The following is a 24,650-nucleotide window of genomic DNA, read 5'->3' as shown; positions in this document are numbered from 1 at the left end:
GGTCGAAGAGTTCGATCGCGGCCTTGGCTTGGTCGTTGGTGATCAGACAGTCCTGACGCATGGAATGGTCCCTTCAAGTTGGTTTGTGTTGATCACAGTCCAACTTTCGGGGACCACTCCACGCGAGGTTGCTGGGCCGCCGTCAGGTAGTTCTGGGGAGGGGGAGCCGCGTTAGACTGGAAGAGATGAGCAAGAAGTCGAAGTCCCAGCGGAAGGTGTTGACCACCAAGAATTCTGCGCGCTCGAATTCGAAGCGCCATAAGGAGTACTTCGACAAACACGACGTCTATGAGAAAGACGCCCATCACGTCTCCGATAACCGGATCAGGCTCGGCCTCTCCAGCTCCTCCGTCTCACCCATGACCGTCGAAGAGACCTTCACCCAGGCAGCCAAACACGGCTACGACGGCGTCGAGATCATGGTCACCCATAACACCGAGACCCGCGACGTCGACCTCATCAACGGACTCGCCGGCGACACCGGACTCGACGTCATCTCCCTGCACGCCCCGACCCTGCTGTTCCTGCCCCGAGTGCTGCACAAAGACCATTGGGAGAAGCTGCGGATCACCGCGAACCTCGCCAAGGCAGTGGGCGCCGACACGGTCGTCCTCCACCCGCCGTTCCGCTGGCAGGGCGAATACGCCCTCGGCTTCGTCGACGGCGTCCGCCAGGTCGCCCAGGAGACCGGTGTGAGACTGGCCGTGGAAAACATGTACCCCTGGCGGGCCGGCCTGCGCGAGATCCAGGTCTACTACCCCGACTGGAACCCCCTGGACGAGGACTACGACGACCTCACCTTCGACTTCTCCCACGCCTCCACCGCCGGCATGAACGCATTGGAGACGGTGGGCGAGATCTTCGACCAGCTCCGTCACGTCCACCTCACCGATGGGGCCGGCTCGCTCAAGGACGAACATCTCGTTCCGGGCGAAGGCACCATGCCTGTCGCCGAGACCCTGCAGTACCTCGCCAAACACAATTGGCAGGGCGACGTCGTCGTGGAGGTCAACACCCGATTCGTCCGCAGACAGGCCGCGCGCGAGAAGATGCTCGCCGACTCCATTGCCTTCGCCCGTGAGCACCTCGGCCTCGACGCAGATACTCGACGACGCAACGCCCACAGCCACACCCGCACCTCCGAGCACAAGCCCTCGCGGTCCGGAAGGGCCGGCGCCGAGAGCTGACCCTGCGAGCGACCGCGACCTCGCACATCACCCTGCCCGTCTTCGCCTCGCTTCGCTCGGTCACGTATCGGCACGCTTCAGCGCATGGACACCCACCGACCACCGCACATCAGATATCGAAAGGCTGACGCACTTTGACCACCATCGCCTCCATCGGAACCGGCAACATGGGCACGGCCCTCATCCAGGGAATCCTCACCGCCGACGCGAGCATCACCGTCCGCGCGACGACGAACTCGACCGACTCGGCGCAGCGGCTCCGCAGTGATCTGCCCACCGCCACGGTCACCTCGCTGGAGGATGACGCCGACGCGAATCGGAAAGCCGTGTCCGGTGCCGATTTCGTCTTCCTCGGTGTGAAGCCGTGGATGATGGCCGATACCCTGCGCGAACTCGCCGACGACCTTGACCGGGACTCCGTGCTCGTGTCCATGGCAGCCGGCGTCGCCGCGGCCGACCTTGCGAAGCTCGCCCCCGAGAATCCGATCGTGCGGATCATGCCGAACACGCCGAGCGCCATCGGCCACGGCGTCATCGCACTGGCCCCCACCGCCGAGGTGACCGCCGCCAGTGTGGACACACTGAAGTCCCTGCTGTCGGGCGCCGGCCTCGTCGTCGATCTCGACGAATCCCAGATCCCGGCCATGACCGGCATCTCCGGGTCCGGAGTGGCGTACTTCTTCCTCCTCGCCGAAGCCATGATCGCCGCGGGCGTCAAGCAGGGTCTCAGCGAGGACGTCGCCCGCCAGATGGTCGTGGCCACCGCCGACGGTGCCGGCCGACTCCTGACCGAGAAACCCGATCCCGCCGCTCAACGTCAGGCCGTGAGCAGCAAGGGCGGAACGACCTTGGCCGGTCTCCAGCAGTTTCTCGACTCCGGGATCTTCGATATCGCCGAGGCGGCCGCGCAGGCGGCAGCGGACCGTTCCCTGGAGATGGAACAGGAGAACTCCGAGGTCATCAACGGCTGAGCCGGATCTCCCTGTTCAGGGGAGGACGTGGGACGAGCGGGCGATCGACACGGCCTCATGCCGGGTCCGTGCCGAGAGCTTGACCATCGCCGTATTGAGATAGGACTTCACCGTCGACTCGCGCAGCGACAGCGCCTCGGCGATGCGGGCATTCGGCCATCCCAAGGCAACATGCGAGAGGATGTCGGTCTCCCTCGGCGACAGCCTGACTGCGGGTACCGGCGTCTGGAAGCTCTCCGGATTGTGTCCGGAGAGAATATCGGCCAGGCGCGCCTCGATGCCGGTGAGCTTCTCCCTGGTCTCCTCATCGACGATCCCGGAGCGGATCGCCCTAAGCTCGGCATAGGTGTGCCGGAGAGCTTCGCGTCCCGAGGGATCCAGATCCGGGTAGAGCGGTTCCTCCTTGACAGGGCCGCGCGGTTCCTGCCGGTATCCGAGTCGAGCGAGATCGACCGAAAGCTGTCGTACCCGTCTGACGAGGTCTCCCGTCTGCGGGGCGGCGGCGTTGTAGTCCGCGCGGTGGCCGCAGTAGACCATACCGGTGACCTCACCGCCGTGCAGAGTCGGCACGGCGACGAGGACGCGGATGCCCTCGCCGAGCACCTCCTCGTCGTAATGGTGGGTGATGAGCGGGTCGATCTCATAGTCGCGGGTCAGTTGCGGAGTGCCTTCGGTCATGGCCCGACCGCCTAGGCCGCGCCCTGTGCTGACGATGAGGGTCGAGAGCAGGTCCTTGTCGGCGCCGGCGACGGCTTCGACCGCGACCGAATCCTCTTCGACCATGCCTCCGAAGACGACGTCACCGGTGCCGCTCTGGTGCAGGGAATCGACGGCTTCGACGAATAGGCGACGGGTCTCGACCTTGAGTGCCCGCGTTTCCTTGGCGTGCGCATTCATGTGAACAAGCTACCAACTTTCGGTGGTATTCCCTAGCGCATGCTGAACGTTACCTTTGGGTCATGTGATTCAGGACACTGATGTTCTGCCCATTCAAAGGAGAAAGAATGACTGACCCTGTCAACACCGGTGTTGACTTCCTCGCAGAGGAGGAGAAGCCGGAGTTCAAGGCCCTCAAACGCAAGCGCTTCTCGGTGGTGATCCCGCTGTCGATCGCGTTCCTCGTCTGGTACTTCCTCTACGTCATCCTCAGCACGTACGCCCACGACTTCATGTCGACGAAGGTCGTGGGGGAGATCAACATCGGACTCGTATTCGGGCTGCTGCAGTTCGTGACGACCTTCGCGATCACGATGTTCTACGTCTCGTTCGCCAACAAGAAGCTCGACCCTCCCGCGGAGGCGATCCGTGAACGACTGCAGGCCGAATCGGAAGGACACCGCTCATGAGCACTCTGGCAATCGGAGACTTCGTCGCTTCGGGAGTCGACCTCCTCAGCGCAGCGACCACCGAGGTGGAGAACAACCCGGTCCTCAACATCACGATCTTCGCCGCATTCGTCGCGGTCACGATGTTCATCGTTCTGCGGGCCAGCCGCAACAACAGATCCGCCTCGGACTACTATGCGGGTGGCCGGTCGTTCACCGGACCGCAGAACGGCTTCGCCATCGCCGGTGACTACCTCTCTGCCGCATCCTTCCTCGGCATCTGCGGTGCGATCGCCGTCAACGGCTACGACGGATTCCTCTACTCGATCGGCTTCCTCGTCGCCTGGCTCGTCGCTCTGCTCATCGTCGCCGAACTCATGCGCAACACCGGCAAATTCACCATGGCCGACGTGCTGTCCTTCCGCCTCAAACAGCGCCCCGTACGCATGGCAGCAGCCCTGTCGACCCTGGCGGTCTGCTTCTTCTACCTGCTCGCGCAGATGGCCGGTGCCGGCGGGCTCGTGTCTCTGCTCATGGGGATCGACGGCAAGGTCGGCCAGTCGCTGGTCATCGCCGTCGTCGGCGCGCTGATGATCATCTACGTTCTCGTCGGCGGAATGAAGGGCACCACCTGGGTGCAGATCGTCAAGGCGATTCTGCTCATCGCCGGTGCTTTCGCCATGACCATCTGGGTGCTCGCACTCAACGGCTTCAACCTCTCGACCCTGCTGGCCTCGGCCGTGGACAACGCAGCCGAAGGAGTCGGGGAAGGCGTCCTCAACCCGGGTCTGCAGTACGGCGAGAATCCGCTCGACTTCATCTCCCTGGCACTGGCGCTCGTGCTGGGCACGGCGGGTCTGCCCCACGTGCTCATGCGCTTCTACACCGTCCCCACGGCTAAGGAAGCTCGCCGATCCGTGGTGTGGGCGATCTGGCTCATCGGTGCGTTCTACCTCTTCACCCTCGTGCTCGGCTATGGTGCGGCCGCACTCGTCGGCGCCGACGCGATCAAGAACGCTCCTGGCGGCGTGAACTCCGCGGCTCCGCTCCTGGCGCTTCAGCTCGGCGGGCCGCTGCTCATGGGCTTCATCTCCGCGGTCGCGTTCGCCACGATCCTCGCGGTGGTGGCGGGCCTGGCGATCACCGCGGCGGCCTCGTTCGCTCACGATATCTACGCAAACGTCATCAAGAAGGGCAAGGTCGAAGACTCCGAGGCGGAGGTCAAGATCGCCCGTCGCACCGTCGTCGTCATCGGTGCGGTCGCGATCATCGGCGGCATCGGAGTGCAGGGGCAGAACATCGCATTCCTTGTGGCGCTGGCCTTCGCCGTCGCCGCCAGCGCGAACCTGCCCACGATCGTGTACTCGCTGTTCTGGAAGCGCTTCACCACTCGCGGTGCGGTGTGGTCGATCTACGGCGGACTGATCTCGGCGATGGTGCTCATCGCCTTCTCGCCGGTCGTCTCCGGCTCCGAGACCGCGATGATCCCCGGTGCCGACTTCGCGATCTTCCCGCTGTCGAACCCCGGCATCATCTCGATCCCGCTCGGCTTCATCCTCGGGTGGATCGCCTCGGTGACGGATCGAACGGTGGAGAGTCCCGAGCTGGCCGCCGAAATGGACGTCCGCGCCCACACCGGATTCGGCGCCGAGGAGGCTGTCGAGCACTGACCCATTCCGCCATCCGCGTGTTCGAAGTGCAGACGACCCGATTCCGATCAGCACGCATGCACTTCGAACACGCGGTTGTGGATACCGCAGCGTTATGGCCGCGTCGTGACCATCTCGGCGCACGCACCCTTGCGCTGAGAACTCGGCTGCAATCGAGTACCACGCGGGGGCGGAGGCGCCGCTGACTCAAACGCCGTGGACTGTTGACAGCATGCGGACTCGGACGTCTTATGGGTGTGGATGCCGAGGGCGATTCCACAGGCGGTTGAGGAGGCCTTGTCGGAGTCTCATTCGTAGCGACAGTCTTGCCGCATGTACAACGTGGTCCGCACCAGTGAACTCAGGGCGCGTGGGGTGCAGAGCAGATGCATCCGTGACGCCAAAGACTGCTGCCTTTTGGCACTCACTCAAGGGATGTATTCTGTCATCGCCCGCTGCTCGAATCTCAGACATGGTGCGATAGCGGAGTTCATCACGGACGAAGCGTGGATTCACAGAGTCGTCGAGCAGACCGACCCGGAGTCGGGGAGGCCTCGTTTCGAACTCCTCGACATGTTCGAGAAGCTGCGAGTGGCTTCGTACCCGCACTACCGATTTGACGACGTGATCTGGGGAGTCTCCGCCGCATTCGTCCATGACCTTCCGCTGCATCGACCGCCTCGGGGGAAGGTCTTCATCGCTCACCCGAAGAAGCGACACAACAGCGCCGACGTGTCGAGGACGTCGAAGACCGTTCCTGAAGCGGACGTCGTTCGCATAGGCAAGATGTCGTTGACTTCACCCATTCGCACCGCCTTCGATCTTATCGGCCAACTTGGTGAACCGGAGGGCTTCGTCGCACTCGAACGGTGTCTGCGCAGATCAGCATTCGGGTCTGACGAAGGGGCCGACGAGGCGGCAAGATTCGGATATCCGCCGGACACTTTGGGATTAGCTGAGCTCTGCATTGCTGAAGACTTCATGCCTGTGCTCGGCCGGCTGTCAAAGGGCCAAGCGAGAGCTCAACGTCTGCTGTCTTCAGCGGGGCCGCTGTCGGAAAGCTACGCAGAGAGCCGTTTCGTGTACAACCTCATGCAGCTGAGACTGACCGGATTCAGCCAGCAAGTCAGGATCCGGGACGGGCACACGGTCATCGCTCGCGTGGACTTTCTGCACGAGAAGTCGCGGACTATCGTGCTCATCGACGGCTTCTCCAAATATGCCGATAACGGAGTTCGGCTCATTCGGAAAGAGGTCCGTCAATTCAATCGGCTGCTGGAGCTCGGGTACAGAATCGTCCGTCTGAGCTTCGACGAGGTGACCCACCTTGAAGAGTGCGCAACCAAACTCTTCGGGCAGGCCCCGCAGCTCAGGGCGTTCATCGCCCCGCGAAAACGGTCCGGTGCCCGGCAGAGCCGGACTTAACAGCCGTGGCGAGACATTGCTGTGCGACCAGACAAGTGTTCAGCTGCTTCGAAATGCAGATGCCCTGACCGAAGTCACTGCGTCCACACTTCTGACCAGCGATTGTCGCTGGCCGCGGCAGAATGGCCAGTGGAATGCAGCTTGGTGGGCGTCGTGGGTGCGCATATGGCGAATGGATGTGATGCACCCGAGGTGGGAAGCTGTAGACTGGTTCGAGTTGCCGATCGCGGTATGTCTGCACCGGGTTTCACCTGGGTGAATGTCTGCCGACCACGGGTGATGTGCGGGCGTAGCTTAATGGTAAAGCTTCGGCTTCCCAAGCCGATGACGCGGGTTCGATTCCCGTCGCCCGCTCTCATACCGCGCACCCACACTGGCTATGCCAGCGATCCGAGACCCACGATGCGGGGTGATCGCCGCTCGCAGCGTGTGCCGCCGCGGTGGTGTCGGACCTGACCGGTGCGCCAACTGCTTCGAAATGCAGATGCCCCGATCGAAGTCACTGCATTCACGCTTTGAACCCGCGGTTACCTCTGGCACCGCTTCGCAGCCTACGGGCGGCCGGCGAAGCGGCCGAGCAGCTCGACGTGACCGGCGACGATGAGCAGATCCTGTTTGCCCACGCGGGTCGTCGGATCGGCGTAGGTGAAGTCGCGGCCGGGGCTCTTGATGCCCACGATCGTCACTCCGTACTTGTCGCGGACACCGGACTCGCTGAGAGTGAAGCCCTGGATCTCCCGCGGCGGCCGCATCTTCACCACGGCGAAATGGCCCTCATCGAACTCGATGTACTCCATCATCCTGGAGCTGACCAGGTGGGCGACGCGGCGACCTGCGTCCGACTCCGGGTAGAGCACATGGTGGGCGCCGATGCGGTGGAGGATCTTGCCGTGCGACGGCGAGATCGCCTTCGCCCACACCTGCGAAACGCCCAGGTCGACGAGGTTGGCGGTCGTGAGCACGCTGTCTTCGATCGAGGTTCCGATCCCGACGACGGCAGTCGAGAAGTCACCGGCACCGACCTGCCGCAGTGCGTCGATGTTCGTCGAATCGGCTTCGACGACGTGCGTGAGTTTGCCGCTCCAATCCTTGACGAGCTCGGGGTTGTGCTCGATGGCCATGACCTCGCGCCCCAGGCGGGCAAGAGTCGCCGCGGTCGAGGACCCGAAACGCCCCAGTCCGATGACCAGGATTGAAGTGTGTTCGTTAGCCAACGACCGGCCTTTCCTCGGGGTAGCGGTACAGGCGCACCGAATCCTGCATAGACAGTGCAGCCGCCAGTGTAATCGTACCGAGTCGACCGATGAGCATGATCACCGACAGAACATAGAGTCCCGAATCCGGCGAGGTCGCCGACACCCCGGAGCTCAGACCCACGGTGCCGAAGGCAGAGATCACCTCGAACAGCACCCGATCGAGCGGTTCCGCACTGATCTGCAGCATCGTCAGGGTGCCGATGAAGACGATCATCGCACCGGTGAGCAGAATCGAGATCGACAGTTTGATCGTCGACGACGTCAGCCGCCGACCGAACACGTGTACGTCCTGCAGACCCCTGGCCTCGGCATACGCAGCGAGGACAAGCACGGCCACCGTCGTCACCTTGATTCCGCCAGCCGTCGACGACGAACCGCCGCCGATGAACATCATGAGGTCCATGAGCAGATGCGACGCCTGGCTCATGTCCGCGACCTCCATCGTCGCGAAGCCGCCGGACCGGGGCATGACCGCCATGAACAGCACTTCGACGAAGGTGTGGCCGGCATTCTTATCGCCCAGGGTCGCCGGGTTCGCCGACTCGAACAGCGCCAACAGGAGCAGACCGATCGCCAGCACCGTCGTCGTGGTCGTCAATGTCAGCTTCGTATGTAGATCCCAGCGGCTGGGCCGGTTCCAGAACATCGCGACCATGAGCACGACGGGGAACCCCAGCGACCCGACGAACACCCCCGCCATGAGCAGGGACAGAATCCACGGATCCGAGGCGAAGTACGCTGCCCCGCCTTCGTGGATGGTGAAACCGGCGTTGTTGAACGCCGAGATCGAGTAGAACACCGAGTACCAGATGGAGTCGCCGAGCGATTCCCCGCGGATGAGGAACCGTGGGAACAGCAGCACCGCGAGGATCGACTCGGCGGTGAAGATGGTGATGACCACTGTCTTGAGCAGCGAGCCGACCTGGCCCAGATTGAGCGCCGAGGTGGCCTGCTGAGCGATCAGGCGCTGCCGGACTCCCAGCCTCCTGGAGACCGCCATGCCCAGCACCGAGGCGAGGGTGAGGATTCCGAGACCGCCGACCTGGATGCCGGCGGTGATGACCGAGATCCCGAAGTCCGACCAGTACTCCTCCGTGACGACCGGGGTCAGCCCGGTCACACACACGGCCGAGACCGCCACGAACACCGAGTTCGCGATGTGCGTGGCCTGATCGACCGAACCGGGGTCGCGCATGCTCGCCGGCAGCATCAGCAGGATCGCGAACGCCGCGACGACGGCGACGAAGGACCCGATCGCCAATCGTGCCGGTGAGGCCACGGCGAGGTCGTCGACGAAGTCACGGACCCACCGGCCCGGCTTCAGCAGCCGATCGAAGCGCGGCGAGGAATTCTTGGACACAAGCACCATGGTAGAGCCGGTGGCCCCGGAATCGGCGCAAGTGAGCTGTGCCATATAGCATGGTGGGCATGGCCGAAAATGATGTGTATGTCGTTTGGGACGACGAAGTGACCGGTTACAACTTCGGTCCCAGCCACCCCATGCACCCTCTCAGGCTCGACCTGACAGCGAAGCTCGCCGAGGACTTCGGACTCTTCGACGCAGACAACGTCCACATCAATCCCATCGGTGAGATCGATGAGGCGAAGCTCGCCCGCCTCCACGACCCCGACTACATCGCCGCGGTCAAGCAGGCCGGCACCGAGGAGGGCCTCGAGGAGCAGGACGCGAACAGATACGGAATCGGCACCGAGGATGTTCCCGGGTTCGAGAATATGCACACCGCCTCGGCGCTGCTGTTCCAAGGCAGCGTCAACGCCGCGAACGCGATCATCTCCGGGGACTTTCGGCGCGCGGTGAACTTCTGCGGCGGAATGCACCACGCGATGCCGGGCAAGGCCAGCGGGTTCTGCGTCTACAACGACGCGGCCGGAGCGATCACCGAATTCCTCGACGCCGGATACGAGCGCATCGTCTACCTCGACATCGACGCCCACCACGGTGACGGCGTCGAGACGTTCTTCTGGGACGACCCGCGAGTGCTCACGATCTCGATCCACGAATCGGGGAAGTTCCTCTTCCCCGGCACCGGATTCCCCGCCGATATCGGGGGACTCAAGGCGGCCGCCTCGGCGGTGAATATCGCTCTGCCCCCGCGCACGGGAGACGCGGACTGGCTGCGCGCCTTCGACGCCACCGTCCCGCAGGTCGTCGCAGCCTTCGAGCCTCAGGTCATCGTCTCCCAGCACGGCTGCGACGGTCACCGCGCGGACCCGCTGACCCATATGCGCCTGAGCGTCGACGCGATGCGCATCGCCGCCGAACGCATCCGCGACCTCGCCGTCGACCATGCCGATGGACGCTGGCTGTCCGTCGGGGGAGGGGGCTACGCGATCATCGACGTCGTGCCCCGCGCATGGACGAACCTCCTCGCCGTCGCCGCCGGCCGCGATATCGATCCCGGAGCCCGGATCCCCGGACGCTGGGCCTCCTACGCGCAGACGAAGACCGGGCGCGAGGCGCCGCTGTCGATGACGGACGGCTTCGACGGGGCGTTCGAACCATGGTCGAAGGGGTTCGACCCCGAAGTCGAACTCGACCGTGCCGTGATGGGCACTCGGAAGAACATCTTCCCTTTCTTCGCACTCGACCCCTACTTCGACTGAGCGAGATCGGTCGACGCCCGTCGACCCAGCCGAACGCGAGTCCGGCCCTGCCGTGCACGCCACCCGGGCCGAACCCGATCCCAGCGTCCGCGCGGATCGCCTGGCACCGCCGTTGTGGATCTGGACACAGTTTTGGGAAAGCAGGCGGCCAAGCGATAGAATTGCACGGTTAGTTCAATGGGTGGGCACCTGATGTTCACCCTCCACCGACAAGCACAAGGGGTACCCGAGTGGGCTCAGTCATCAAGAAGCGCCGCAAGCGTATGTCGAAGAAGAAGCACCGCAAGCAGCTTCGCAAGACACGTCACCAGCGTCGCAACAAGAAGTAAGACCCAACGGTCCTACGCCCCCGCTCGAGTGATTTCTCGGCGGGGTTTGTTGCACCCGATGAGGAGTGAGCCATGGTCGATCTGACCTTTCTCACACGTGTCGACTGCCATCTGTGCGCTGATGCGCTGCAGACCGTCACCGAGGTGGCTGCAGGCAGAGATGTGACCGTGACCGAGATCGACATCGATACGGATGACGATCTGGCCGCGCAGTACGGCTGGGACGTTCCGGTCGTTCTCCTCAACGGGCGACAACACAGTTTTCATCGAGTCGATAGGGATCGGCTGTCCAAGGCGCTTGACGCCTTGGGCGCATGAGATCGATTGAAGGAGTGAGGCGGATTCGTGGGCGAGATTCTGTCCGCCAACAGGATTGAGGGTGTCGTTCGCAAGGACGTACCCGAGCGCGTGATATCCCGACTCCCGATCTATCTGCAGACCGTCGAGACGATTGCCGCCACCGGCCAGGACACAGTTTCGTCGGAGGACCTTGCCGCCCGCAGCGGTGTGTCCCCGTCGATTCTGCGCAAAGACCTGTCCCAGCTGGGACGATCGGGAACCCGTGGGGTCGGCTACTCCTGTCCGGAGCTGGCCGCGACGCTGCGGACTTTCCTCGGCCTCGACCGCGACCGCCGCGTCGCCATCATCGGCGCCGGACGTCTCGGCTCGGCACTGGCCGACTACGCCGGATTCCGTCGGCGCGGCCTGCGTCTGACCGCCGTCTTCGACATCGACGAGGAGAAGATCGGCACCTCCATCGGTGCCCTGACCGTCTCTTCCCTGGACGACCTTCCCGCCTGGTCCGAACACATCGACCTGGTGGTCATGGCCGTCCCCGCAGCCGCGGCACCCGCGGCGGCCCAGAAGGCCGTCGAAGCAGGTGTGCGCGGCATTCTCAACTTCTCACCCACCGTGCTCGACGCACCGGATACCGTGCGTGTCCATCAAGTCGACTTGGCCAGTGAGCTGCAAGTACTCGCATACTATTCGGCGCTGGACACGGCACCGCTCAACCCTGGTTTTGAGGAGCACAGAAATTGACTCTCTTGGTTCTCGGCATTTCACATCAGTCGGCTCCGATCGACATGCTCGATCGAATGGCCTTCGGCGCCGGTGAGGTCGGCACTCTGCGACGGGACGCCCTGGCCGGAGAGAACATCGAGGGACTCGCCGTGCTCTCGACGTGCAATCGCCTCGAACTCATCGCCGACGTCTCCGCCTTCCACGGGGGACTGGCCGACCTCGGCAACGCGCTCGTGTCGTCGATCGACAAAGAATGGTCAGATATCGCCGGGCACTTCTACGCCCACTACGACCACCAGGCCATGGAGCACCTGCTCAAGGTCGCCTGTGGACTCGACTCCATGGCCATCGGCGAAGCCCAGATCCTCGGTCAGCTCCGGACGGCGTTCACGGAATCGCAGTCGGACAAGGCACTGACCTCCGAACTCTCCCAGGCGCTGCAGCAGGCGCTGCGTGTGGGCAAGCGCGCCCATTCGGAGACCGACCTCGGAGACGTCGCACGGTCCCTGTTCGGTGCAGGCATCGAGGCATCGGCCGCGCACATCGGGTCCCTGCGTGCCGCGAATGCACTCGTCATCGGCGCCGGCGCCATGTCGGGGCTCGTCGTGTCCGGACTGCACAAGGAAGGCGTCGCCCACATCACCGTGCTCAACCGGACGCTGGACAAGGCCGAACGCCTCGTCGCCGAGGTGGGTGGACGTGCCCGCGAACTCACCCCGCGCATCATGGCCGAGGAGATCGCCGACGCCGACCTCATCGTCTCCTGCACCGGTGCCCGCGGAGTCGTCGTCAGCCGCGACGACATCGTCGCCGGACTCTCACAGAACCCGAAGGGCGCAGCGAACAAGGCCTTCATCGACCTCGCCCTGCCGCACGACATCGACCCCAGCGTCCGCGAGTTCGAACATGTCGCCCTCTTCGGCCTCGGCGAGATCCGCGAACTCCTGCGCGGCTCCGACCGGGAAAGCGATGCGAAGGTCGCCGGCACCATCGACGAAGTCCGCGCCATCATCGCCGCCGAGCTGGAGAACATCGCCACCGGCAACAAAGAGCGCTCGGTCGCTCCGACCGTGACCGCTCTGCGCTCCCATGCCAAAGATGTGCTCGCCTCCGAGACCCAGCGCCTGGAGAAGAAGCTCGGCGACTCCGTCGACGAGAAGGCGTTCGCAGAGATCCGCAAATCCCTGCACCGGGTGGCGGAGAAGCTCATCCACACCCCGACCGTGAAGGTCAAGGAACTCGCGGTGACCGAATCCGAGGTCGACTACGCCCAGGCTCTCATGCAGCTCTTCGACCTGCCGGTCAACAAAGTCGCCCACGCCAAGACCGCTCCGGAGACGAAGGTCGCGAAGGCCGCCAGCGCGCATCATGTCGAGGCCGACGGCATCCGCCCGGTCGCCGATCACACCCTCGACATCGTCGAACCCGAACACTTCACCGGCCGCACCGTGCGTCTGGGCACCCGCCGGTCACAGCTGGCTCGTTCCCAGTCCACGGCGATCGCCCACCAGATCGCGGCTCTGACCGGCTGGCGCGTCGAGATCGTCGAGGTCGTCACCGAGGGCGACGTCAACATGTCGCCTCTGGCCGGTTTCGGCGGCACCGGAGTCTTCGTCTCCGCCGTCCGCCAGGCCCTCCACCAGGGCAAGATCGATCTGGCCGTGCACTCGCTCAAGGACCTGCCCACCACCCCCGAGGCGGGAATCCAGATGGCAGCCATCCCACCGCGCGTCGACCCGGCCGATGTCCTCATCGGCCGCGACGGGCTGAGCCTGAACGACCTGCCCTCCGGGTCCGTCATCGGCACCGGTTCGCCGCGTCGTGCCGTTCAGCTGCGTGCCGCACGTCCCGATATCGAGGTCCGCGGAGTGCGTGGAAACGTCGACACCCGCATCGCCCATGTCCGCGACGGCCGCCTCGATGCAGTCGTCCTCGCCGCCGCCGGAGTGCGTCGCATCGGGCGGCTGGCCGAGGCCACCGATTCGCTCAACTTCGATGTCATGCTCCCGGCCCCGGGCCAGGGAGCCTTGGCGGTCGAGACTCGCAGCGCCGACAGCGCCTTCGCCACCACTGCGGACATCCTCGACAGCGACGCCGAGGTGCGGGCGGCTCTGCGCCGGATCCACGACCAGACGACCGACCTCGCCGTGACCTGCGAGCGCTCGATCCTCTCCCGTGCCGAAGCCGGCTGCTCGGCCCCGATCGGCGCGCTGGCGAAGATCGAGGGCACCGAGTTCATCGTCGACGCCGTGATGGCCGATGATGACGGAAAGCTCGCCCGCACGCGTCAGAGCACCGAGCTGCCCGCCCTGCTCGACGTCGACTGGAGCAGCACCGGCGAGCAGCAGCTGTCGGTGACCGCGAAGGAACTCGCCCGTATCGCCGACGAACTCGGCACCGCAGCGGCCGAGGATCTGCTGGGACGCCTCGGCATCGACCCGGCCGCCAGCGCCGAACACCTCACCCCCGTCAAGGCTCAGGAGCAGGGATGAACAGCGAACCGACAACGGGCCAGGTGCAGCCGCGCCGACTCCTGCCGGCTGCTCCGCGCGTCGTCTTCATCGGCAGCGGGCCCGGCGAATCGGGTCTGATGACGATGCGCGGCGCCGAGATCCTCGCCACCGCCGAAACCGTCGTCTATGACGCCGATGTGCACTCGGAGATCGTCACCGCCTATGTGCCGCAGGCCGCAACGCTCATCGATGCCGCCGACCTCGGAGTCGCCGCCTCGACCCGAGGTCGCCGCTTGGCCGAACTCGCCCGCCCGGACAAGACCGTGGTGCGGCTGAGCTCGGACGACGGAATCATCTTCACCACCACGACAGCGGAAGCCGGAGTCTGCCGCAAGGAACAGGTCGAGGTCGAAATCGTGCCCGGAGTGGGACTCTCCGCCTCGACGGCTGCCTACACCGGAACGGCTCTGACGACCAACCGCGTCCGGTCGGTGCGCTTCATCGAAGCAGGACCGCAGACCCATGTCGACGTCTCTCGCCACCGGAACACGACCCACGTGCTCACCGGCAGCGCAGCTGCCCACGAACAGGCCATCGAAGCCCTGCTCGCCGACGGCTGGGACGAGGACACGAAAGTCCTCCTCGGGTGGGGGATCTCCACCATCGAGCAGACGAGCGTGGAGACGACTTTGCAGCAGGCGCTGTCCATGGCGCAGACAGGTTCGGATCGTATGGTGGTGATCATGGGGCAGGGAGTGGAATCCAGAGGAGAGCTCAGCTGGTTCGAATCCAAACCGCTCTTCGGCTGGCAGGTGCTCATCCCGCGGACGAAGGAACAGGGCACATCCACCGCCGAAGCCCTGGCCGAGCTCGGCGCCGTCGGCACTGTGGTGCCGACCATCGCCGTGCAGCCGCCGCGCACCCCGACCCAGATGGAGAAGGCGATCCGCGGCCTCGTCGACGGATCCTACGAATGGGTCGGCTTCACCTCGGTGAACGCCGTGCGTGCCGTGCGCATGTGGTTCGAAGACTTCGGACTCGATTCCCGTTCGATGGCCGGCGTCAAGGTCGCCGCCGTGGGCGGTCGCACCGCGGCAGCGCTGGTCGACTGGGGGATCACCCCCGACCTCGTCCCCGACGGGGAGCACTCCGCACGCGGGCTGGCCGCGGCCTGGCCGGACTTCGTCGATGACATCGACCCGATGAACACGGTCCTCCTGCCTCGTGCCGATATCGCCACCGAGGTGCTTGTGGCCGGACTGCTGGAGAAGGGGTGGGACCCCGACGACGTCACCGCCTACCGCACCGTGCGCGCCTCTCCGCCGCCGGCTCCGATCCGCGAGTCGATCAAGGCCGGAGACTTCGACGCCTTCCTCTTCACCTCCTCATCGACGGTGCGCAACCTCGTCGGCATCGCCGGCAAACCCGCCCCCACCTCGGTGATCTGCTGCATCGGCCCGGCAACGGCGAACACTGCAGCCGAACACGGACTGCGCGTCGACGTCCTTGCCGAGGAAGCCAACCTCACCTCTCTCATCGACGGTCTCGTCGAATTCGCACTCACCCAGCGCGCCGATGACGTGGAAGCCGGGATCTCCCCGCAGCGTCCCAGCCAGAAGCGCCGCAGAAGGAAGGCCTGACATGTCATTGGTTCCCGGAACCGTCCGTCCCCGTCGGCTGCGGTCGACCCCGGCACTGCGTCGCCTCGTCTCCGAGGTGCGACTCCACCCGACCGAGCTCATCCTGCCGATGTTCGTCAAGGAGGGCCTGAGCGAACCTCTGCCGCTGGGCGGAATGCCCGGAGTCGTCCAGCACACGATGGACTCACTGGTCGAGGCAGCCCGAGAAGCGGTGGCGGCCGGAGTCGGCGGACTCATGCTCTTCGGCATCCCCGAACACAAGGATGAGATCGGCTCACAGGCCGATGACCCCGACGGCATCCTCAACCGGGCGCTGTCGCTGCTGGCCGGCGAATTCGGCGATGACACCGTGATCATGGCGGACCTGTGCCTCGACGAATACACCTCCCACGGCCACTGCGGAGTCCTCGACGAGGCCGGTGCGGTCGACAACGACGCCACCCTCGACCGCTACGCCTCGATGGCGCTGGCCCAAGCTCGCGCCGGGGCCGAGGTGCTCGGGCTGTCAGGCATGATGGACGGCCAGGTCGCTTACTGCCGGGAAGCCCTCGACGCCGCCGGATTCACCGACACCGTCGTCATGGGCTACACCGCGAAGTACGCCTCCGCCTTCTACGGTCCCTTCCGCGAAGCCGTCGACTCCGAGCTCAAGGGCGACCGCAAGACCTACCAGCAGGATCCCGCGAACGGTCGCGAGGCGCTGCGCGAACTCGGCCTCGACCTGGCCGAAGGCGCCGACATCGTCATGGTCAAGCCGGGTCTGCCGTATCTCGACGTGCTCGCCGAGGTGGCCCAGGAATCCATCGTGCCCGTATGGACCTACCAGGTGTCCGGAGAGTACGCGATGATCGAATTCGCGGCCGCCGCCGGAGCCATCGACCGGGAGAAGGCGATCGAGGAGTCCCTCATCGCTTTCAAACGTGCCGGTTCCGATGCGATCCTCACCTATTGGGCAACCGAGGTCGCCCAGCGCCTCCAGTCCGAGGCCGCAGGCCATCTGACCAAGCGCAGTGCCGACGGAGGCCGGTGATGACCGAGCCTCGCTGGCTGTCGGCAATTGACCAGAGGGCCTGGCGCAGCTACCTCAACGGCTCTCAGCTGCTCAGCACACAGCTGGACAAGGAGCTGCGTGAGAAGCACGGCATCGGTCTGCCCGAATACGAGATCCTAGTGCGTCTGTCCGAACACGACGACCGGACGATGCGGATGGCGCTGCTGGCCACCGATACGACGATGTCCCGATCACGACTGACCCACAGCGTCGCCCGAATGGAGAAGCGCGGACTGCTCGAGCGCTCCGCCATCCCCGAGGACGGCCGAGGGGTCAACTGCGTGATGACCGAGGCCGGATGGCAGCTGCTGCGGGCTGCGGCCCCCGACCATGTCGCTGGAGTCCGCAGCCACCTCGTCGATCTCCTCGACCCCGAGGAGATGGAGACCCTGGGGCGGATCTTCACCAAAGTCTTCGACCATATGACAGACATCGACGGCTCCTGAGCCGTCCCCACGCATCACTGAGAACGATCCCGGGACGAAACCCGACCTGCGAAGAATCAGAGGAGAACCATGACGACAGCAGAGACGAACGGTCACACCACCGATCGGTCCGCCGCCCTCTTCACCCGCGCCGAGGCGGTCATCCCCGGCGGAGTGAACTCCCCGGTCCGCGCGTTCAAGGCCGTCGGCGGAACCCCCCGTTTCATCACCGAGGCGACCGGTGCGTGGCTGCGCGACGCCGACGGCAACGACTACATCGACCTCATCGGCTCGTGGGGTCCGATGATCATGGGCCACTCCCGCCCCGAGGTCGTCGCCGCCGTCCAGGAAGCCGCCGTCAAGGGATTCTCCTTCGGCACCCCGTCGACCGGTGAGGTCGAACTCGCCGAGGAGATCGTGCGCCGCGTCGATCCCGTCGACCAGGTGCGCCTCGTGTCCTCGGGCACCGAGGCGACGATGTCGGCGATCCGTCTGGCCCGCGGTTACACGGGACGGTCCAAGGTCGTGAAGTTCGCCGGCTGCTACCACGGTCACGTCGACTCGCTGCTGGCCCAGGCCGGCTCCGGGCTGGCCACCTTCTCTCTGCCCGACACACCCGGAGTCACCGGAGCCCAGGCACAGGACACGATCGTCGTCGACTATAACGACGCCGCCGGTCTCGAAGCCGTATTCGCCGAACACGGTGAGGACATCGCCTGCGTCATCACCGAGGCCAGTCCCGGCAATATGGGCGTCGTGCCTCCCCGCGACGGTTTCACGAACACCATCCGCCGGCTGACTAAGGCCCACGGTGCGCTGATGATCAGCGACGAAGTGATGACCGGTTTCCGCGTCTCCGCCGCCGGCTGGTACGGCTATGAGTCCGAGACTCTCGGCTACCCGGAGGGCCCGGCCGACCTGTTCACCTTCGGCAAGGTCATGGGCGGCGGCTTCCCGGCAGCGGCCTTCGGCGGTCGCGCCGAGATCATGGCCCACCTCGCCCCCTCCGGCCCCGTCTACCAGGCCGGAACGCTCTCGGGCAATCCGGTGGCCACCGCTGCCGGTCTGGCCACGCTCAAGCTGACGACCGAACTCGACGTGTACTCGCACATCGGTCGCGCCGCGGACATTCTGCGCCCGGCCGTCGCTGCAAGCCTGGAAGCCGAAGGCGTCGCCCACGTCATCCAGTCGGCGAACTCGATGTTCTCCGCGTTCTTCACCGACACCGACGTGACGAACTACGACCAGGCACGGGCTCAGAACGTCGACCGCTACACCGCCTTCTTCAACGCCATGCTCGATCAGGGCATCCATATGCCCCCGAGCGCGTTCGAAGCCTGGTTCCTGTCCTACGCCCACACCGATGAGATCCTCGACCGGATCATCAGCGCCCTGCCGGCGGCGGCCAAGGCAGCGGCCGCGGTTCCGGAGGCCGGGAAGGCGCAGTCATGACGACCATCCACCTCGTCCGCCATGGCGAAGTCGACAACCCCGACGGCATCCTCTACGGGCGTCTGCCGCATTTCGGTCTCACCGAGCGCGGACACGAGATGGCCGTGCGCGTGGCCGAGCACTTCCACACCGCGCCCACTCGTCCGGTCGAACTCGTCGCCTCCCCGCTGCTGCGGGCACAGCAGACGATTCGTCCCCTGTCGAAGTCCCTCGACCTGCCGGTGTTCGACGACGACCGGGTCATCGAGGCGGCGAATTCCTTCGAGGGACAGAAGCTGGACGCTCGTCGGCTGGCCGAGCCGAAGAACCTGGTGCGCCTCTACAACCCGCTCATCCCGTCCTGGGGAGAGCCGTACAAGCAGATCGTGCTGCGCATGCGGGCCGCGATGGCCAGTCTGAGAGCCAAACTCGACCTCCACGGTCCGGACGCCGAAGGAGTCATCGTCTCCCACCAGCTGCCGATCTGGATGACGCGTCTGTCGGGGGAGGGACGATCGCTCGTCCACGACCCGCGCAGACGCGAATGTGACCTGGCTTCTATCACCAGTTTCACATTCGATTCCTCCACACTGGTGTCCGTGAGTTATGAGAGCATCTGCGCGGATCTGCAGCCGGGCACCGCGGTGGCGGGAGCATGAGCTTCGGACGCCATTCCCTCAACCGTCGGGCCCTCTTCACCTCGGCGCTCGCCGCCGGAACGGCCCTGGCGCTCAGCGCCTGCAGCGAGAACGATGAGCTGGCCGATCAGGCCGGATCCGACCAGGGGTACGTCTCCGGCTCGGGAGTCGTCTCGCAGGTGGCGGCCGAGGACCGCGGCGACCCCCTCGACCTGAGCTTCGAGACCCTCGACGGGAAGTCGATGTCCCTGGCCGATCTGCGTCCCACCCCGGTCGTCGTCAACCTCTGGTACGCGGCGTGCCCGCCGTGCCGGAAGGAAGCCCCGGACCTGAAGTCCGTGTCCGAGGAATTCGGGGACAAGGCCCAGTTCATCGGCGTCAACGTCCGCGACCAAGAGGCTGCGGCCAACGCGTTCATCCAGAACTACCAGGTGCCGTACCCGAACATGCTCGATTCGAACGGTGAGATGGTGTCTCTGCTCTCCGGAGTCCTGCCCCCGCAGGCCACCCCGTCGACGGTGGTCCTCGACGCGAAGGGCCGCGCCGCGGCCAGAGTCGTCGGTGAGATCGATGCCTCGACTCTCAAGGGACTCATCGAGGACGTGCTGGCCGAGTGAGTGGACTCGGGGCGGACTTCGCCCAGACCGTCCTCTCCGGACCGCTGCTGCTGGCTGCCGGCGCAGCGGCCCTGGCCGGACTCGTCTCGTTCGCCTCCCCGTGCGTGCTGCCCCTGGTCCCCGGCTATGTCGGGTACGTCACCGGGCTGTCCGGATCATCGCTGAGGGACAAGCAGACGTGGCGAGTGGTCGTGGGCATCAGCCTGTTCGTCCTCGGCTTCACCGTCGTCTTCGTGCTGCTGGGGACCAGCTTCTCCGCGCTGGGAGCGCTGTTCTCCCAATGGCAGTCGGTCATCCTCCGCGTCCTCGGCGTCATCGTCATCCTCGCCGGTTTCGTATTCATGGGCGGATTCGGTCTGCTGCAGAACGAACGTCGCATCCGTGCCAGACCGAAGGCCGGACTCTGGGGCGCACCGGTGCTCGGAGCGACCTTCGCCCTCGGGTGGGCACCCTGCGTGGGACCGACCCTGTCGGCGGTGCTGAGCATGTCGGTGAGCTTCGGCGGTGACGGGATGATCTGGCGCGGAGCAATGTTGGCCTTCGTCTACTGTCTGGGCCTGGGCATCCCGTTCATCCTCCTGGCGCTGGCGATCCACAAGGGCGCGGGGCGACTCGTTTGGGTGCGGAAGCATCAGACCGCGATCGTGCGGGCCGGGGGCATCATGCTCATCATCCTCGGTGTGCTCATGGCCAGCGGCGTATGGAACATGTGGATGACCTCTCTGCAAGGTCTCATCAATGGATTCGAAGTGGTGATCTAGTGGCGGGCTCAACCGAAGGCTCGGAGAAGACACAGCCGAAATCGGGTGCGAAGACGACGGCGAAGCAGGGAGACAAGCCTGCCGCGAAGTCGACCGTGACGCAGCCGCAGCTCGGGTTCATCGGCATGTGCCGGTGGGCCTGGACCCAGCTGACGACGATGCGGGTGGCACTGATCCTCCTGCTCATCCTCGCCCTCGCCTCGATTCCCGGATCTCTGCTGCCGCAGCGGATCCAGGACCCGGGCCGGGTGAACACCTTCCTGGAGAACAACGGTGCCTGGGGACAGTTCCTCGACACCATCCAGATGTTCGACGTCTACTCCTCGGTGTGGTTCTCCGCGATCTACCTGCTGCTGATGATCTCCCTCATCGGCTGCATCATCCCGCGGACGAAGCAGCACTGGAAGGCGATGCGCTCGTCCCCGCCCAAAGCACCGAGGCGGCTGTCCCGGATGCCCGGATACGCCGCCTTCACCTCGGCGCAGGCAGAAGCAGAGACCCGTGAGGATGCGGATGAGGCGTTCCTCGACGCAGCGGAGGCCCGGCTGAAGAAGTCCGGGTACCGCATCAACCGCCAGTCCGATCACATCGCCGCCGAACGCGGCTATCTCCGCGAGACCGGCAACCTCGTCTTCCACATCGCGCTGCTCATGGCAACCCTGACGATGGCGATCGGATCGCTGTTCGGCTACGAAGGTCAGCGCATCCTCGTCGAGGGCGAGACGTTCTCGAATTCGCTGGTCTCCTACGATTCCTTCGAACCCGGCTCCTACTACGATGCCGACAACCTGCCGGATTTCCGGCTCAAGCTCGACTCCTTCACCTCCACCTTCGACGATCAGGCGGCGGGCAACCAGTTCGGTCAGCCGCGCACCTTCGATGCGAAGGTGACGACGACGGCGGACGGGACGACCGAATCGCACGTCCTCAAGGTCAACGAACCGGTGCGCGTGGGCGGCGTCGGCGTCTATCTCACCGGCAACGGCTACGCCCCCGAGGTGACCGTGCGTGATGCGAAGGGCGATATCGTCCAGTCCGGTCCGCAGGTGTTCATCCCGGACGGAGGGGACCCCGGTTACACGTCCGAGGGCGTCATCAAGGTCCCGGACTCGGCCGGCACGCAGATGGGCTTCGTCGGGGTGTTCCTGCCGACGGCCGCGCAGAATGAGGACGGTGAGCTGATCTCGAGCTTCGCCGAGCTGCGCAACCCCTACCTCGTGATGAGCGGGTACACCGGCGACCTCGGCCTCGATTCCGGAGTCCCGCAGTCCGTGTACTCCCTCGACGCAGAGAACATGACGGAGATGACCGACGAGTCGGGCAACCCGCTCGTCATCCAGCTCGCCGAGGGGGAGACGCAGAAGCTGCCGAACGGCGGTTCGGTGACCTTCGACGGAGTCAAGAAGTACATCGCCGTCGACATCTCCCAGGACCCGACACAGGCGCTCATGCTCATCAGCGCGATCCTCGTCCTGGCTGGGCTCGGCCTGTCCCTGTTCGTTCCCCGCCGACGCGTATGGGTGCGGATCAAGAACGGCGACGCCGAGGTGGCCGCCCTGGCCCGCGGTGAGGATCCGATGGTCGAGCGTGCCGTCGATGACCTGGTCAAGGACCTGCGCGATCCGGAACCCGATGAGGGTGAGCACGGTGACGACGACGAAAGATGAACCCGAAGTACTACGCGGAGTAGAATAGCCGCGGAGTGCGCGTCGCCGGTGGCTTCGTCACGGAGTCGGCAGCGCGCGCACCGACATATGGTCAGACAGAGAGTCTGGCAGCAGCAACCTGCGACTGAAGAGCACTTCAGCGGTGCGGAGGATGAATGGACGTCAACACTGACCTCGCAATGTGGTCGAACCAGCTGATCATCTCGGCGATGATCGTCTACGCCGTCGCCATGATCTTCTACGCCTTCGATCTCTTCGGCGCGCGTGAGCTCAAGACCTCCGAAGCCGAGGTCGCCACCTCGGCCAAGGCCACCACGGTGCGGCGGACGAACCGGAAGACGGCGACGACTGCCGTCCTCGACCGGCCCGGTGACGACGACTCCGCGACGGTGAAGTCGTCCCGGAAGAACAAGCACCGGGGCGCCCGCATCGGCACCTCGCTGCTCGTGCTCGCCATGCTGCTGCACGTCGGCGGCGTGCTCACTCGTGCCCTGTCTGTCTCCCGCGTGCCGTGGGGCAACATGATGGAGTACGTCCTCACCGCCACCGCGATCACCGTCATCGTCTTCCTCGTCGTGCTGACGAAGAAGGACGTGCGCTACCTGGGAACATTCGTCTCCGGGGGAGTGCTGCTGTGCCTGGGACTGGCGATCACCGTCTTCTACACGCCTGCCGCGAAGCTCATCCCGGCGCTGGACTCGTACTGGATCGCCATCCACGTGCCGATCGCGATCCTCTCGACCTCACTCCTCTACATCTCTGCCATCCTGGCAGTCTTCCAGATTCTGAAGAGCGTGCACGAGACCAAGAATCCGAAGTGGCTGCGGTTCCTCCACCGTCTGCCCTCGAGCACCGACCTCGAGCGGATCTCCTACCGGATCGCGGCAGTCGGCTTCATCACCTGGACGTTCACACTCATTGCCGGCGCCATCTGGGCCGAGGTGGCCTGGAGCCGTTACTGGGGCTGGGACTCGAAGGAGATCTGGACGTTCGTCGTCTGGGTCATCTACGCCGCCTACCTGCACGCTCGTGCTACCCGCGGTTGGGGCCCGACGAAGGTGGCCGTGCTCAACCTCATCGGCATCGCCTCGGTGATCTTCAACTTCACCGTCGTGAACATGTACTTCAACGGCCTGCACTCGTACTCCGGGCTCGACTGAGGCGCTGGGTCGCTCTCAAAGCCGCTCTGACGTAGCCGAATTCTGCTGACGGCCCAGTCTGAGGCGAACAGCCCATGTTTGAAACAGGGCTCTCCGCCTCAGACTGGGCCGTTTGCGTGCTGATTCGATGCCGTGATCTGGCGGCGGACGACCGTTTCGGCTCGGGCTGCTCTGAAATCACGACGTTCCTCAGTGTGTATTTCAGAGAAAGCAATGACTATTCGTTGAATCGCAGCATGGCAACGCGCCTGCGATATCGATGCCGTTGTCGAACAGCGGCAGTGCGGCGCGGCTGCGGCAGGGGGCGAGGGTGGGAAAGCTACTTGTCCGCGAAGACTGTCTGCTTCACAGCAGGAGTTGGCCCGCGGGGGTCTCTTACCGCGGAGACGTCTTCACGCGGGGATGGTCTCACACGCCAGGGGCGTCACCACGCGAGGATGGTCTAGCTCGCCAGATGGGTCAGCACGCGACCATGGTCTCGCACCGCTGCGGCGATAGTGCGCCGAGGATGTGCTCAGTTCGAGCGGCTGCGGCCGTCGCCCTTGGTGCCCCGGTCGTCGGAATCGGCTGATGTATCAGCGGAGGAATCAGCGGGATCGCCGTCATCTTCCGGCTTGCCAGAATCATCGCGCGGAGATTCCTTCTCGTCGTTGTCCTGAGCCGGAGGCGCATGCTTGCCGAGCTTGAGTTCGCGATCGACCTGTCGCAGATAGTCCGGATCATCATCCGGGGCGACCTGACCGCGAGGGCGGGTGCCGCGGGTGGGCTTGTCTTCCGAACCGCGTCCGAACAGATACCAGAGGATGAACCCGAGGACGGGAATGAAGAGGATGATGAGCGCCCATACAGGTTTGGGCAGGACTCGAATCAGACCCCGATCGCGCAACAGGCAATCGAAGAGTCCGTACAGTGTCACCGCTGCCGCCAGGACGATCGCGGCAATGAGTAGTCGAGCCATGCAACAAGGATAGTCCACCAACCTGAGCGCGGCCTCCAGCGGGCGGTGACAAGACTGTC

The 24,650-nt window shown here is 65.0% G+C and carries 23 protein-coding genes and 1 tRNA gene; 20 read left to right on the top strand and 4 right to left on the bottom strand.

The window, feature by feature from the left end; all coding sequences use genetic code 11:
- Positions 1-185 precede the first annotated feature (185 nt).
- Positions 186-1,187 (top strand): sugar phosphate isomerase/epimerase family protein, encoded by a 1,002-nt coding sequence (locus HK108_RS13210; protein ID WP_181271828.1) that lies wholly within the window; start codon positions 186-188, stop codon positions 1,185-1,187.
- A 134-nt stretch (positions 1,188-1,321) separates the two neighbouring features.
- Positions 1,322-2,158, top strand: a complete 837-nt coding sequence (proC, locus tag HK108_RS13205; RefSeq protein ID WP_181271827.1) for a pyrroline-5-carboxylate reductase — start codon at positions 1,322-1,324, stop codon at positions 2,156-2,158.
- 15 nt (positions 2,159-2,173) lie between these two features.
- On the opposite strand, the gene HK108_RS13200 is transcribed toward proC, so the two are convergent.
- Positions 2,174-3,055: a helix-turn-helix transcriptional regulator gene (locus HK108_RS13200; RefSeq protein WP_139907255.1), complete on the bottom strand. Its 882-nt coding sequence runs from the start codon at positions 3,053-3,055 to the stop codon at positions 2,174-2,176.
- Positions 3,056-3,162: 107 nt separating this feature from the next.
- Here HK108_RS13200 and HK108_RS13195 point away from each other — a divergent pair, with 107 nt between their 5' ends.
- The 4 genes from HK108_RS13195 (at position 3,163) to HK108_RS13180 (ending at position 6,911) form a co-directional block, all read left to right on the top strand.
- The gene (locus HK108_RS13195; protein ID WP_139468617.1) at positions 3,163-3,504 is read left to right on the top strand and encodes a DUF485 domain-containing protein; all 342 of its coding nucleotides are present in this window, start codon (positions 3,163-3,165) and stop codon (positions 3,502-3,504) included.
- The gene (locus HK108_RS13190; RefSeq protein WP_172173732.1) at positions 3,501-5,153 is read left to right on the top strand and encodes a monocarboxylic acid transporter; all 1,653 of its coding nucleotides are present in this window, start codon (positions 3,501-3,503) and stop codon (positions 5,151-5,153) included. Before HK108_RS13195 ends, HK108_RS13190 begins: the two co-directional genes overlap by 4 nt.
- Before the next feature lie 414 nt (positions 5,154-5,567).
- Positions 5,568-6,557 carry a hypothetical protein gene (locus tag HK108_RS13185; RefSeq protein WP_139468616.1) on the top strand — a complete coding sequence of 330 codons (990 nt, stop codon included), beginning with the start codon at positions 5,568-5,570 and terminating at the stop codon, positions 6,555-6,557.
- Positions 6,558-6,840: 283 nt separating this feature from the next.
- Positions 6,841-6,911, top strand: a tRNA-Gly gene (locus HK108_RS13180).
- A gap of 197 nt (positions 6,912-7,108) precedes the next feature.
- Here the strand turns inward: HK108_RS13180 and HK108_RS13175 are convergent.
- Both HK108_RS13175 and HK108_RS13170 read right to left on the bottom strand, forming a co-directional pair.
- A complete protein-coding gene (locus HK108_RS13175) occupies positions 7,109-7,771 on the bottom strand; it encodes a potassium channel family protein (protein ID WP_101546810.1) in 663 nt (220 codons plus the stop codon).
- The gene (locus HK108_RS13170) at positions 7,764-9,182 is read right to left on the bottom strand and encodes a TrkH family potassium uptake protein (RefSeq protein WP_229664137.1); all 1,419 of its coding nucleotides are present in this window, start codon (positions 9,180-9,182) and stop codon (positions 7,764-7,766) included. The genes HK108_RS13175 and HK108_RS13170 overlap by 8 nt, the downstream gene beginning before the upstream one ends.
- 59 nt (positions 9,183-9,241) lie before the next feature.
- Here HK108_RS13170 and HK108_RS13165 point away from each other — a divergent pair, with 59 nt between their 5' ends.
- The 14 genes from HK108_RS13165 (at position 9,242) to ccsB (ending at position 23,633) form a co-directional block, all read left to right on the top strand.
- A complete protein-coding gene (locus HK108_RS13165) occupies positions 9,242-10,438 on the top strand; it encodes an acetoin utilization protein AcuC (protein WP_139907257.1) in 1,197 nt (398 codons plus the stop codon).
- Between the two features lie 230 nt (positions 10,439-10,668).
- On the top strand, positions 10,669-10,767 hold the full coding sequence (locus HK108_RS13160) for a 30S ribosomal protein bS22 (RefSeq protein ID WP_009882927.1): 99 nt from the start codon (positions 10,669-10,671) through the stop codon (positions 10,765-10,767).
- A 72-nt stretch (positions 10,768-10,839) separates the two neighbouring features.
- Complete coding sequence (locus HK108_RS13155) at positions 10,840-11,085, top strand: glutaredoxin family protein (protein WP_172173720.1); 246 nt, start codon at positions 10,840-10,842, stop codon at positions 11,083-11,085.
- Between the two features lie 27 nt (positions 11,086-11,112).
- Entirely contained in the window at positions 11,113-11,808 is a 696-nt protein-coding gene (locus HK108_RS13150) for a redox-sensing transcriptional repressor Rex (RefSeq protein WP_039206526.1), read from the top strand.
- Complete coding sequence (hemA, locus tag HK108_RS13145; RefSeq protein WP_181271825.1) at positions 11,805-14,282, top strand: glutamyl-tRNA reductase; 2,478 nt, start codon at positions 11,805-11,807, stop codon at positions 14,280-14,282. The genes HK108_RS13150 and hemA overlap by 4 nt, the downstream gene beginning before the upstream one ends.
- Complete coding sequence (locus HK108_RS13140) at positions 14,279-15,883, top strand: bifunctional uroporphyrinogen-III C-methyltransferase/uroporphyrinogen-III synthase (RefSeq protein ID WP_181271824.1); 1,605 nt, start codon at positions 14,279-14,281, stop codon at positions 15,881-15,883. The genes hemA and HK108_RS13140 overlap by 4 nt, the downstream gene beginning before the upstream one ends.
- A 1-nt stretch (position 15,884) precedes the next feature.
- Positions 15,885-16,913, top strand: a complete 1,029-nt coding sequence (hemB, locus tag HK108_RS13135; RefSeq protein WP_181271823.1) for a porphobilinogen synthase — start codon at positions 15,885-15,887, stop codon at positions 16,911-16,913.
- On the top strand, positions 16,913-17,380 hold the full coding sequence (locus HK108_RS13130; protein WP_181271822.1) for a MarR family winged helix-turn-helix transcriptional regulator: 468 nt from the start codon (positions 16,913-16,915) through the stop codon (positions 17,378-17,380). The genes hemB and HK108_RS13130 overlap by 1 nt, the downstream gene beginning before the upstream one ends.
- A 69-nt stretch (positions 17,381-17,449) precedes the next feature.
- Positions 17,450-18,811 (top strand): glutamate-1-semialdehyde 2,1-aminomutase, encoded by a 1,362-nt coding sequence (gene hemL / locus HK108_RS13125; protein ID WP_181271821.1) that lies wholly within the window; start codon positions 17,450-17,452, stop codon positions 18,809-18,811.
- Positions 18,808-19,449, top strand: coding sequence for a histidine phosphatase family protein (locus HK108_RS13120; protein ID WP_181271820.1), 642 nt, complete (start codon positions 18,808-18,810; stop codon positions 19,447-19,449). The genes hemL and HK108_RS13120 overlap by 4 nt, the downstream gene beginning before the upstream one ends.
- Positions 19,446-20,045 carry a TlpA family protein disulfide reductase gene (locus HK108_RS13115; RefSeq protein ID WP_181271819.1) on the top strand — a complete coding sequence of 200 codons (600 nt, stop codon included), beginning with the start codon at positions 19,446-19,448 and terminating at the stop codon, positions 20,043-20,045. The genes HK108_RS13120 and HK108_RS13115 overlap by 4 nt, the downstream gene beginning before the upstream one ends.
- Positions 20,042-20,806 carry a cytochrome c biogenesis CcdA family protein gene (locus HK108_RS13110; protein WP_181271818.1) on the top strand — a complete coding sequence of 255 codons (765 nt, stop codon included), beginning with the start codon at positions 20,042-20,044 and terminating at the stop codon, positions 20,804-20,806. The genes HK108_RS13115 and HK108_RS13110 overlap by 4 nt, the downstream gene beginning before the upstream one ends.
- Complete coding sequence (resB, locus tag HK108_RS13105) at positions 20,806-22,473, top strand: cytochrome c biogenesis protein ResB (protein ID WP_229664134.1); 1,668 nt, start codon at positions 20,806-20,808, stop codon at positions 22,471-22,473. Before HK108_RS13110 ends, resB begins: the two co-directional genes overlap by 1 nt.
- Before the next feature lie 155 nt (positions 22,474-22,628).
- Positions 22,629-23,633, top strand: coding sequence for a c-type cytochrome biogenesis protein CcsB (ccsB, locus tag HK108_RS13100; protein ID WP_181271817.1), 1,005 nt, complete (start codon positions 22,629-22,631; stop codon positions 23,631-23,633).
- Between the two features lie 514 nt (positions 23,634-24,147).
- On the opposite strand, the gene HK108_RS13095 is transcribed toward ccsB, so the two are convergent.
- A complete protein-coding gene (locus HK108_RS13095; RefSeq protein WP_181271816.1) occupies positions 24,148-24,591 on the bottom strand; it encodes a PLD nuclease N-terminal domain-containing protein in 444 nt (147 codons plus the stop codon).
- Positions 24,592-24,650 lie beyond the last annotated feature (59 nt).

This window comes from Brevibacterium sediminis (assembly GCF_013623905.1).
Taxonomy (GTDB): Bacteria; Actinomycetota; Actinomycetes; order Actinomycetales; family Brevibacteriaceae; genus Brevibacterium; species Brevibacterium sediminis.
Note: the sequence above shows the minus strand (reverse complement) of the source record. Positions and strands in the feature narration are given on the sequence as shown.